Here is a 12,321-nt window from a genome sequence, read left to right as displayed (position 1 = left end):
GGTGCGCAGTTGAAGTATGTCATGCAATTGCATGACGCGCACCTCGCAACAAGAATGCCGGAGCATTCTTGAATTAGAAAATACAATAATGTGTTGTGTGAAAATGTGCGATTGTACGATTGCTTATGAGACTGTGCAATTGCACATTTCTATTTTGGAGGTTGTATGCTTACATTTGGAATCGATTGGGATGATGTAATTTCTCCCTTAAACGACTGTGCCATAGAACTGGCGAATCAGGAATATCAGTTTGACCCGCCGTTGACACTGGAAGATATCAATTCCTGGGAAAATACCGGGCGGGCATCGGTAATTAAAAAATACTATAACGATCCGCGGCTGTATGATATGCAGCGGGTATCCGATGAGGCAAAAGCCTTTATCCGGAAATTACAGACAAAAGGAATTGTGTATATCGTAACGGCAGTGTATCCACAGTTTATGTCAAAACGGGTGGAGCAGATTAAAACAGCATTTCCGGATTTCCCGGATGAAAATATCATTATGGGATTTCAGAAATCGGTCGTTCAGGTGGATATTACGCTGGATGACGGACCACGAAATATCCTAAAAAGCAGTGCGCGGTTTCCAGTGCTGATGCGGCGACCATGGAACCGGGAACTGACGGGACTATTGGCGGTTCACAATTATGATGAATTTTTCCAGTTACTGGATCAGATCAAATCATCCATGATCGAAGACCGGGTAGAACCGAAGGCACCTTGTGTGGTAGCTTTGGTTGGTCCAAGTGGTTCCAATAAAAATGAGATTACCCGGCGATTATGCGAAACGGGTCGTTTTATTGTGCCGAAAGCTTATACCACAAAAAAGGTATCGGACAGCATCCATACGACCATCACGGAAGAAGAATTTATCCGCGATAGTGCAGAATTTGTTGAAACTACCCGTTATGCAGGCTATGCCTACGGCACGAAATGGAAGGATATCACATCATTGATGAATGGCGATAAATACGTGGTTATGCCAATGGACTTAAGCGGTGCTATTGCCATGAAACGGCATTATCCGACGGTGATCATTTTCTGTAAATGCAAACGAGAGCAGATGATCGAGAGTATTCTGGAAAAGGATATGGATAACCATGAAAAAATGCTACGTCTGGTTTCGTTGGAAAATGAACTTAAAAATGCGGCATTGTGTGATTATGTGGTTCATACAGACCGCGAAGACGCGGTGGAGCGGATACTTTCAATTTATTCTGCAGTTTGAAAATCCGTATAGAACAGCCAAAGTGCAAAGATCGTAAGCACCACACCAAAGACTGCAAATCCAACATAACTAAACATCAGCGAGATAGAAATTAGTCCCGAGAAGAAGCATCCAATAATATTAAACACAATATGCACCGGAATAGAGTACCGGATTCCATGTCCCCGGCGGCACACCCAGCCAAGGAACAGTCCCATGGCAAATGCATAAATGCCCTGTATTAGATTCCGATGTACAAATCCAAAAAGCAGTGCCTGCCAGATATTTGCAAACCAGAATGGCATTGCATGTCTTGCATAACGGAAAATCAATCCACGGAAGATCAGCTCTTCAATGATCGGAGCCAGAATAAGGGAATAAACGATCAGCATTACAGACAGGTCTGAATATCCCTGCGTTTCCATGGTGGCATTGTATTTTGTAATCCATTCCGGGCGGAGTCTGCCGATCAGATCTGTCAGAAGTGTTGTCACGTATTGCAGACCGATGCCAAGAAAAATCATGGATACGATCGTATGAAAACTGTAGCCGGTTGGCTGCTTTTTCGGGCGGTTCCGAAACGGTCTTACAAATACTCTCTGATACCAGATACCAAAAACAAGTAATGCCAGAATACCGTATACGATATTTACCGTCTGCAAATACTGCTGATTAGAAGTTATATCAGATAAAGAACCGAGGATGGCAGCAATATCGCCGCCGGCAGCGGAACTATCCTTTAGTGCAAAAATTATCATTACCGGAATCGTTGCAACTACCTGAAGGATAAAAAGAAATATCATAGGCAGCAGACTTTTCCAGAAACATGCCATTTTTTTCATAAAAAAATCCCCTTTCATAAACAACGGGCGGAAAAACGCCCATTTTCATCTATGACTATCTTATAGAAACCATGTTGGTTTGTCTAGCATATGACACAAATCTTAAAAAAATCGTAAAAGAAAATCCCCCTTTTCTGTCGAAACGGAATATGTTAAAATAAAGTACAGTTGGCAGAATCACACTGCCTTTAGAGAGAATTATTTTGACGGAAAGAAGGTTACTATGGCATTTGCACATTTACATGTCCATACAGAGTACAGTCTGCTGGACGGTTCGAACAAGATCACAGAGTATGTGAGCCGGATCAAGGAGCTTGGCATGACAGCTGGAGCGATTACCGATCATGGTGTCATGTACGGTGTGATCGATTTTTATCGTGCGGCAAAAAAGGAAGGCATCAATCCGATCCTTGGTTGCGAGGTGTATGTGGCACCGGGATCACGTTTTGACCGGGAGCAGACAAAAGGAGAGGATCGGTATTATCATCTGGTTCTTCTGGCAGAGAACAATCAGGGATATTCCAATTTGATGAAAATTGTATCCAAAGGATTTGTGGATGGATATTATTATCGTCCCCGTGTGGATATGGAAGTACTGGAGCAGTATCACGAGGGTATCATTGCATTATCTGCCTGCCTTGCAGGAGAAGTACAGCGTTATCTGACACGCGGTATGTACGAGGAAGCCAAAGAGACCGCTTTAAAATATGAAAGATGTTTTGGAAAAGGCAACTTTTTTCTGGAATTACAGGATCATGGAATCGCGGAACAGGCGCAGGTAAATCAGCAGCTTCTTCGCATGCATCAGGAACTTGGCATTGATCTGGTGGCAACAAACGATGTTCATTATACCTATGAAAAAGATGCGGAGGCGCACGATGTTCTTTTGTGCCTGCAGACGGGCAAAAAACTGAGCGATGAAAACCGTATGCGCTACGAGGGCGGTCAGTATTATGTAAAATCTGAGGAAGAAATGAAGGCACTTTTTCCATATGCGCTGGAAGCGATTGAGAATACACAGAAAATCGCAGACCGTTGCCATGTGGAGATTGAATTTGGCGTAACGAAATTGCCAAAATTTGATGTGCCGGATGGCTACACTTCCTGGGAATACTTAAATAAATTGTGTTACGAAGGTCTGGATGAACGCTATTCCCCGGAACGGGTGCGGGAGTTAAAACCGCGTCTGGAATATGAGCTTTCTGTCATTCAGAAAATGGGATACGTGGATTACTTTCTGATCGTCTGGGATTTCATTCATTTTGCCAGAGAAAATGACATTATGGTTGGTCCGGGACGTGGAAGTGCCGCAGGAAGTCTGGTTTCCTATACCCTTGGTATTACAAAACTGGACCCGATCCGCTACAGTCTGCTGTTTGAGCGATTCCTGAATCCGGAACGAGTATCCATGCCTGATATTGACGTGGATTTCTGTTACGAGCGTCGTCAGGAAGTCATTGATTACGTTGTCCGAAAATACGGCAAAGACCGTGTGGTACAGATCGTAACTTTTGGTACTATGGCGGCAAAAGGTGTCATCCGCGATGTCGGACGTGTTATGGATCTGCCTTATGCCATGTGCGACAGCATTGCAAAAATGATTCCGAATGAGCTTGGAATCACCATCAGCAAGGCGTTGAAAATGAACCCGGAATTACGGGGATTATATGAGTCTGATCCACAGGTGACAAAGCTGATCGACATGTCACTACGTCTGGAAGGACTGCCGCGGCATACTTCTATGCATGCTGCCGGTGTCGTGATCAGTCAGAAATCCGTGGATGAATACGTGCCGTTATCCAGAGGCTCTGATGGCTCTGTGACGACGCAGTTTACCATGACGACACTGGAAGAACTTGGTCTGTTAAAAATGGATTTCTTGGGACTTCGAACACTGACCGTCATTCAGGATGCGGTGAAAAATGTGGTGCGCTCCACCGGCAAAACGCTGGATATGGATCACATTGACTACAACGATCCGGACGTGCTGGCTTCCATTGGAACCGGTCACACGGAAGGCGTGTTCCAGCTGGAGAGTGCGGGAATGAAAAACTTCATGAAGGAGTTAAAACCAAAGAGCCTGGAGGATATTATCGCGGGAATTTCCCTTTATCGTCCGGGTCCGATGGACTTTATTCCGGCTTACATCCGTGGCAAAAATAACCCGGATTCCATTATGTATGACTGCCCACAGTTAGAGCCGATCCTTGCGCCGACCTATGGCTGTATCGTATATCAGGAGCAGGTTATGCAGATCGTGCGTGATCTGGCAGGTTATACCCTTGGACGAAGTGATCTGGTGCGCCGTGCCATGTCAAAGAAAAAAGCAGATGTCATGGCGAGAGAGCGTCAGAACTTTGTATACGGAAATGAGGAAGAGGGCGTTCCGGGGTGTATTTCCAACGGAATTTCCGAGCAGACAGCAAATAAAATTTTTGACGAAATGACGGATTTTGCAAAATATGCCTTCAATAAATCTCATGCGGCAGCGTACGCGGTCGTTTCCTATCAGACTGCGTATCTGAAATATTATTATCCGGTAGAATTTATGGCAGCTTTGATGACGTCCGTGATTGATAACTCCACAAAAGTGGCAGAATATATTCAGGTGTGCCGTCACATGGGAATTGCGGTATTGCCGCCAAATGTCAACGACGGGTATGCAGGATTTTCCGTATCCGGAAAAGATATCCGTTACGGATTGTCTGCCATCAAGAGCATTGGTCGTTCTGTTATTGACGGATTGGTGCAGGAGCGTGAGGAAAACGGCAAGTTTAAATCTCTGAAAGATTTCATTGAACGAATGACTGGCAGGGAGTTAAACCGCCGTGCTGTGGAAAATTTCATCAAGGGTGGTGCCTTTGACGGACTTGGCGGTACGCGAAAACAGTTTATGCAGGTATATGGCAGCATCATAGATCAGATCGCAAACGACCGGAAGACGACCATGGCAGGACAAATGTCCCTGTTTGATATGGTTGCACCGGAGGAGAAGAAACAGTTTGAGATCCGTCTGCCAAATTGTGGAGAGTTTACGAAGGAAGAACTGCTTGCCATGGAAAAAGAAGTGCTTGGTATCTATGTCAGTGGACATCCGTTACAGGAATACGAGGCGAAATGGCGGAAAAATATTACGAAGACCACCGGAGATTTTACCCTGGACGAAGAACTTGGTGTTGCCCGTGGAATCAATGAAGGGGAAAATGCCATGATCGGAGGCATGATCACGGCAAAGAACATCAAATATACGAAGCAGAATAAGGCAATGGCTTTTCTGACGGTGGAGGATCTGTACGGAAGTGTGGAAGTAATTGTTTTTCCGAGACAGTATGAGCGTTATCATGCACTGATGCAGGAGGATTCCAAGGTGTTTATTCTGGGACATGCTTCTGTGGAAGAAGATCGCAATGGCAAACTGATCTGTGACAAAATTTATTCTTTTGATGATGCGAGACGGGAATTGTGGATTCAGTTTCCGGATAAAGAGACTTTTGAAAAGCAAGAAAACGAAATTTTAGCACTGTTATCTGGCTCAGATGGACAAGATCAGGTCGTTATTTACCTTGCAAAAGAGCGGGCAATGAAACGACTGGGGAAAAATATGAGCGTATTTGCCAACAATGAGCTTATAAATGAACTAAACAAAAAAGTTGGTGAAAAAAATATCAAAGTTTTGGAAAAGTCCATTGAAAAAATGTAAAAAAAAGTTTAGAATAATAGCAACATGAGGAAAAAATGAAATGATACAGGTATAGGAGGTTTTGTCATGGCTAAGGAAATACAGACAATTGGTGTGTTAACAAGTGGTGGAGATGCACCTGGCATGAATGCGGCTATCCGTGCGGTAGTACGTCAGGCAATCTCAAAGGGGAAAAAAGTTAAGGGTATAAGACGTGGTTATACAGGTTTGCTTGCAGAGGACATTGTCGATATGGAAGCAAAAGATGTATCAGATATCATTCAGCGTGGTGGTACGATTCTTCAGACAGCAAGATGTCCGGAGTTCCGTACCGAAGAAGGACAGAAACTTGGCGCAGAAATGTGTAGAAAACATGGAATCGAAGGAATCATCGTAATTGGTGGTGACGGATCTTTCCGTGGAGCACAGAAGCTGGCAGCACAGGGAATCAATACCATCGGTATTCCGGGAACTATCGATCTTGATATTTCTTGCACTGATTACACCATTGGTTTTGATACCGCAGTAAACACTGCAATGGAAGCCATCGACAAAATCCGTGATACCGCATCATCCCATGAGCGATGCAGTATCATTGAGGTAATGGGACGTGATGCCGGATATATCGCACTCTGGTGTGGACTGGCAAACGGCGCTGAGCAGGTGCTGATCCCGGAGAAATATGATTTTGATGAGCAGAAGATCGTCAACAATATCATTGCAAACCGTAAACGTGGTAAGAGACATTATATCATCATCAATGCAGAGGGAATCGGACATTCCACTTCTTTAGCAAGACGTATTGAAGCAGCTACCGGAATGGAGACCAGAGCAACCATCCTTGGTCACATGCAGCGTGGTGGAAGCCCGACATGTAAAGACCGTGTATATGCATCTACCATGGGTGCTTATGCCGTGGATCTTCTCTGCGAAGGCAAGAGTAACCGTGTCGTTGCTTACAAAGACGGTAAATTCACAGATTTTGATGTGGATGAGGCACTGGCTATGGAGAAGCAGATCTCTGATTATCAGTTTAATGTAGGAAAGAACCTTTCTATCTAACAGCACATATATTTAGGTAATGATTATGTTAGCATGAAGAATTGCCTGAAGATATAGTGAAATTGCAAATGGATAATAAGAAAAAGCAGTTTACATCAGCGGATGTAAATTGCTTTTTTGTGCGTTTCTATATATAATGGAAAAAGCGGAGAAAGTAGCAAAGCGAATGAATTTCAAAGGGTCTGCTTTCGAAAATTGAAATGAAGTAGAAAAGGGAAAATATATGATTACAAGTACATCAAATGCACAGGTCAAGGCACTGAGCAAATTGATAAAAAATGCCCGGGCGCGCAGACAGCAGCAGGTATATATTGTGGAAGGTATCCGGATGTTTCGTGAGACACCAGAAGATCGGATTGAAAAAATCTATGCATCCGAATCTTTTGTAAAAGAGCATGAGACTTTATTGGCGGGCAAAGACTGGGAAATGCTGTCTGATTCTGTGTTTGCAAGTGTTTCTGATACGAAGACACCTCAAGGTGTGTTATGTCTGGTAAAAATGAGAGAGAATCGTCTGGAAGACATGCTCCAGCAGAAAAATGGACTTTGGCTGATCCTGGAGAATGTGCAGGATCCGGGAAATCTGGGAACAATGTTCCGGACCGGTGAAGGTGCAGGAATCGCCGGTGTGATCATGGACCGTTCCACCGTGGATATTTACAATCCGAAAACAATCCGTTCAACCATGGGGAGTATTTTCCGGGTGCCGTTTTTTATCACAGAGGATCTGCATGAGACGATCCGACAGCTTCAGAACGCACAGGTCAGCGTATATGCGGCACATCTGGATGGAAGTGTCTGCTATGATACTCCGGATTATACAAAAGGAACGGCTTTTCTGATCGGAAATGAAGGAAACGGACTGACCAAAGAGACGGCAGCACTTGCTGATTCTTATATCCGCATTCCGATGGGCGGTCAGTTAGAATCCCTGAATGCGGCGATGGCAGCGGGAATTCTGATGTATGAAGCAAACAGACAGAGGAGAGTATAACATGTTTCGATTATGGGCAAAAGAATTTAAAAGTAACCGTATGCTGCGGGACACAACGATCTGTGATGACAGCGCGGAAACCCGCACACATAAAGTATTTCATGCACTGGATGAAGTGTGTTACGAATTTGATTTAAGCAAACCGATCTGGCTTGACAGTACGATCGAGGAATTCAGACGTCATGCAAAAACAAGATTTTATCAGGATAATTTTATAGATCAGATTGATTTTGATTTTCTGGAGATCCAGGTGATTGAGGAGGATTAAAAATGACAGATGGCACAACGCGCAGAAAAGAATTAATGAAAATGCTCCAACATGAGACAAAACCGTTATCGGGCACGGAACTGGCGAAACATTTCGGTGTCAGTCGTCAGGTAATCGTACAGGATATTGCATTGCTGCGGGCAACGGACCGGAATATTTTAAGTACCAATAAGGGGTATGTGCTATTTCACCCGGAGCAGGAGGAAGAACGCTGCAGAAGGATTCTTGCGTCCAATCACGGGGAAGAACGGATGCAGGAAGAACTGTATCTGATCGTGGATAACGGGGGCTGCGTCTGCAATGTCGTGGTGGAACATGAGATCTATGGACAGCTTTCCACAGATCTGATCCTGAAAAATCGTCGGGATGTGAACGAGTTTGTCAAAAAGATGGGAGAAATCTCTGACAAGCCGTTGAATGTGCTTACCGGAGGCATTCATTTCCATACGGTGGAGGCGGAATCAGAAGAAATTCTGGATTGCATTGAGGAACAATTGCGGGAACAGGGTTTTTAACCAAATCAAGGAAGTCCCCTGCTTCAATTGCGAAAAGCAATAAGCAGGGGTAGGGACTTGCTTGTATCAGGAGGGGTGCAAGCCCCTTCTGATAAGCTGCGAAGCAGCTATTTGGTTATGAGCAAGTAGCGAAGGCGGATTGCGAATATCCTTTGACTAAAAACAAAAAGTTTTTTGTGCTTGGCTACGTGTGATATGATTAACTACAAAAATGGCACAAAGTTCTTAATAAAGTATAAAGAAACGCGGAAAAGGACAAAATCTGTGCAAATTTATGCTATAATAAGTGCAAGAGAGTCAATATATTTGTATGATCAATAAACAACGCATGCTGGTTATGAACGAATTTGGTTCATGATAGTCTGCAAAAAAGTCAGGCGGATAGAGAGAAGTATGATTCACAGGAGGTGGGACGAGAACTATGGCAGAGGAAGTAACAGAACGAGGGGAAATCGTCTACGACTGGCAGAACCTTATGTTTTTATATAATGCAGCGATCAAGGAAGTACGCACGAAACTGGACATTATGAACGATGAGTTTCAGTTTATCCATCAGTACAATCCGATCGAATATATCAAATCAAGAATCAAGACACCGGACAGCATCGCAAAAAAACTGCGAAGACACGGGTTTGAGAATACCATGGAAAATATGGTAGAGCATATCAACGATATTGCAGGTGTGCGTATTGTATGCTCTTTTACATCTGATATTTATCGTCTGGCAGACATGATCGGAAAGCAGAAAGAGTTTACGATCCTTTATATCAAGGATTACATGAAACATCCGAAAGAGAGCGGTTACCGCAGTTATCATATGCTGATTACCGTTCCGATTCAGACGACCAAAGGCATCTGCCCGACAAAGGTAGAAATCCAGATCCGGACGATCGCCATGGATTTCTGGGCAAGTCTGGAGCATAAGATTTATTACAAATTTGAGGGAAATGCACCGCAGTATATCAGTGAGGAGTTGCGGGAATGTGCTGCGATCACATCCAAACTGGATGCAAAAATGCTGTCTCTGAATGAGGCGATCATTGCAGAGAAGGAGCGGCAGCAGCGAGAGGAAGAACAGAAAAAATATCTTAAATAAAATGCCGTCAGAACGATATGTCAGATCGCTGTGACGGTATTGTTTTGTGCAAACCTCTGTTGCGTCACATTTCACTCCATGTTATACTAAAGAATAATGTTTAAAAGTAAATAAGAAAGAATACAGGAGGACATCAATGAGTTCAATTAAAGATATCAACCTTGCTCCGTCCGGAGCACATAAAATCGACTGGGTACGCAAAAACTGTCCGCTTCTTCGCAGTCTGGAGGATGATTTTTCCAAGGAAAAACCATTTGAGGGTATTCGTATTGCCCTTTCCATTCATCTGGAAGCAAAGACTGCATACCTTTGTAAAGTCCTGGCAGCAGGTGGTGCCGAGATGTATATTACCGGAAGTAACCCGCTCTCCACACAGGATGATGTGGCAGCAGCACTGGTAGCGGACGGATTAAACGTATTTGCATGGTATAACTGCACACCGGAAGAATATGACCAGCATATCACAAGTGTTCTGGAGAACAACTGTAACATTATCATTGATGACGGTGGTGATCTGGTTCACATGCTTCATACAAAAATGCAGGACAAACTGCAGTATGTCATCGGTGGATGCGAGGAGACCACAACGGGTATCATCCGTCTGATCGCCATGGCAAAAAATAACGAGTTGAAATTCCCGATGGTTCTGGTAAACAATGCAGACTGTAAGCATCTGTTTGACAACCGTTACGGAACCGGTCAGTCCGTATTTGACGGCATCAACCGTACTACGAACCTGATCGTGGCCGGAAAATATGTCGTTGTTGCAGGTTACGGCTGGTGTGGAAAAGGTGTGGCAATGCGTGCAAAAGGACTTGGTGCAAAAGTTATCGTTACTGAGGTAGATCCGATCAAAGCCATCGAGGCAGTTATGGACGGATTTGACGTCATGCCGATGAACGAAGCAGCAAAGATCGGTGATTTCTTCATCACAGTAACCGGCTGTGCTGGTGTCATCCGTGAGCAGGATTTCAAAGTGATGAAAAATGGTGCCATTTTATGTAATGCAGGACACTTTGACGTGGAGATTGATATGAAACGTCTGCGTGAGATCGCACTGGATACCATTGATCAGCGCAAAAATATCGTGGGATATCAGATCACAGAAGATAAATGGATCTATGTTCTGGCAGAAGGCCGTCTGGTAAACCTGGCAGCAGGTGACGGACACCCGGCAGAAATCATGGATATGAGTTTTGCAATCCAGGCACTGAGTGCAAAATATCTGGTTGAGAATGCCAAGAACCTGAATGAAAAACTGATCAACGTTCCGCGTGATGTAGATCTGGAAGTTGCCAACAGAAAACTTCGTTTCCTTGGCAAGTCCATCGATACTCTGACACCGGAGCAGAAGAAATATCTGAATTCTTCCAATATTGATCTGTAAGGAAATGAGCAAAAAAAGGACGTATAATATATGAAGAAAAGAGTTGTAACCGTATTCCTGACCGGTCTGCTGGCAGCTTCCATGCTGCTTGGAGGCTGTACCAGCAAATCAGAGAAGAAAGCGCTGGAATATAAAGAACTTGGAATCAAACAATTACAGCAGGAAGATTATGACGGTGCAGTAGACAGTTTTCAGAAAGCACTGGATCAGTCTCTGGGCAGGATTACGGCAAATGAACTGGATGTCTGCTATTACAAAGCTCTGGCGCAGTACAAATCAGGTGATGCAAAGGCGGCACTGGAAAGTTACAGTGCATTGATTGATTATGATGAAAAGAACTGGGAAGTTTATTATCTGAGAGGCAGCGTTTATTTATCCGAGGGCGATAAGGACAAGTGCCTGAAGGATTATGAGAAAGCAGTGGAGCTGAACGCTTCTGATCTGGGTCTGTATGGACATATCTGTGAAAACCTGAAGAATGCAGGTGAGGATGACGAAGCGGAGAAGTATCTGGAACAGGGACTTGCGCTGCAACCATCCAGCGGTACGGATTACGAAAATGTCGGTTATCTGTATACCATAAAAGGAGATACGGAAAATGCAGTCAAAGCATATCAGCAGGCAGTAGAAAAAGGCACAGACAGTGCGTCTTTGAAGCTTGGTGAGCTGTATTTTGAAGAAGGAAACACAGACGAGGCGAAGAAAGCGTTTGAGGCATATATGGAGAAGCATCCGGATGACGCAGATGCACTGACACATCTGGCAGATATTGCGGCAGAGTCCGGGGACACGGAGGATGCTGCTGCTTATTATGAGAAAGCAATTGATGTGGCTGATAAGTCTGATCAACAGGGACTTCGGAAAAATCTGGTGGCTTTTTATGAAAATGCAGGTGATTTTGCCAGTGCGTTAAAAGAAGCCAAAAGTTATGTGGCAGACTATCCGAAGGATACTGCAATGCAGAAAGAATATGAGTTTTTACAGACACGTGTAGAAAATAGTACAGGTGATGCGATTGAAGGAACGGTAGATGACGGCACATCGGCAGATACATCATCTTCTGATTCTTCCGCTGCATCAGATGCACAATAACTCCCGATTTTATCTCAGTCGAGAAGACTCCCACTTCTGCAAGTGGTGAGTAATAACAAGTCTTTTTCAGTGGGAGTACAATCCCCGACTGAGATAAACGCTCCGCGGGGGCGCACATTGTCTGGGAGACAATGGTTTTGCGCCGACCGGAACGAAGTGTAGATGTGCCGTGATTCT

At 44.2% G+C, this 12,321-nt stretch carries 10 protein-coding genes; 9 read left to right on the top strand and 1 reads right to left on the bottom strand.

Annotated features, from left to right (window positions below):
* Positions 1 to 165 precede the first annotated feature (165 nt).
* Positions 166 to 1,230 carry a 5' nucleotidase, NT5C type gene (locus tag DXB15_RS10140; RefSeq protein WP_118702894.1) on the top strand — a complete coding sequence of 355 codons (1,065 nt, stop codon included), beginning with the start codon at positions 166 to 168 and terminating at the stop codon, positions 1,228 to 1,230.
* On the opposite strand, the gene DXB15_RS10135 is transcribed toward DXB15_RS10140, so the two are convergent.
* A complete protein-coding gene (locus DXB15_RS10135) occupies positions 1,215 to 2,051 on the bottom strand; it encodes a CPBP family intramembrane glutamic endopeptidase (protein WP_158582246.1) in 837 nt (278 codons plus the stop codon). The genes DXB15_RS10140 and DXB15_RS10135 overlap by 16 nt on opposite strands.
* Positions 2,052 to 2,274: 223 nt before the next feature.
* On the opposite strand from DXB15_RS10135, the gene DXB15_RS10130 reads away from it, so the two are divergent.
* The 8 genes from DXB15_RS10130 (at position 2,275) to DXB15_RS10095 (ending at position 12,144) form a co-directional block, all read left to right on the top strand.
* Positions 2,275 to 5,751 carry a DNA polymerase III subunit alpha gene (locus DXB15_RS10130; RefSeq protein ID WP_118702892.1) on the top strand — a complete coding sequence of 1,159 codons (3,477 nt, stop codon included), beginning with the start codon at positions 2,275 to 2,277 and terminating at the stop codon, positions 5,749 to 5,751.
* 66 nt (positions 5,752 to 5,817) lie between these two features.
* Positions 5,818 to 6,792 (top strand): 6-phosphofructokinase, encoded by a 975-nt coding sequence (gene pfkA, locus DXB15_RS10125; protein WP_109214844.1) that lies wholly within the window; start codon positions 5,818 to 5,820, stop codon positions 6,790 to 6,792.
* Between the two features lie 223 nt (positions 6,793 to 7,015).
* Positions 7,016 to 7,786: a TrmH family RNA methyltransferase gene (locus DXB15_RS10120; protein ID WP_118702891.1), complete on the top strand. Its 771-nt coding sequence runs from the start codon at positions 7,016 to 7,018 to the stop codon at positions 7,784 to 7,786.
* Position 7,787: 1 nt separating this feature from the next.
* Positions 7,788 to 8,054, top strand: coding sequence for a hypothetical protein (locus tag DXB15_RS10115; protein WP_109214846.1), 267 nt, complete (start codon positions 7,788 to 7,790; stop codon positions 8,052 to 8,054).
* Positions 8,055 to 8,056: 2 nt separating this feature from the next.
* A complete protein-coding gene (locus DXB15_RS10110) occupies positions 8,057 to 8,569 on the top strand; it encodes a transcription repressor NadR (RefSeq protein WP_118702890.1) in 513 nt (170 codons plus the stop codon).
* A gap of 421 nt (positions 8,570 to 8,990) precedes the next feature.
* Complete coding sequence (locus DXB15_RS10105) at positions 8,991 to 9,665, top strand: GTP pyrophosphokinase (RefSeq protein ID WP_118702889.1); 675 nt, start codon at positions 8,991 to 8,993, stop codon at positions 9,663 to 9,665.
* A gap of 136 nt (positions 9,666 to 9,801) precedes the next feature.
* Positions 9,802 to 11,052: an adenosylhomocysteinase gene (locus DXB15_RS10100; RefSeq protein WP_109214849.1), complete on the top strand. Its 1,251-nt coding sequence runs from the start codon at positions 9,802 to 9,804 to the stop codon at positions 11,050 to 11,052.
* Positions 11,053 to 11,082: 30 nt separating this feature from the next.
* Positions 11,083 to 12,144 carry a tetratricopeptide repeat protein gene (locus tag DXB15_RS10095; protein WP_118702888.1) on the top strand — a complete coding sequence of 354 codons (1,062 nt, stop codon included), beginning with the start codon at positions 11,083 to 11,085 and terminating at the stop codon, positions 12,142 to 12,144.
* The last annotated feature ends 177 nt before the right edge of the window (positions 12,145 to 12,321 follow it).

It is taken from the genome of Roseburia sp. OM02-15, from assembly GCF_003481835.1.
GTDB classification, from domain to species: domain Bacteria; phylum Bacillota; class Clostridia; order Lachnospirales; family Lachnospiraceae; genus Eubacterium_I; species Eubacterium_I ramulus_A.
This window is presented reverse-complemented; position numbering and strand designations above follow the sequence as displayed.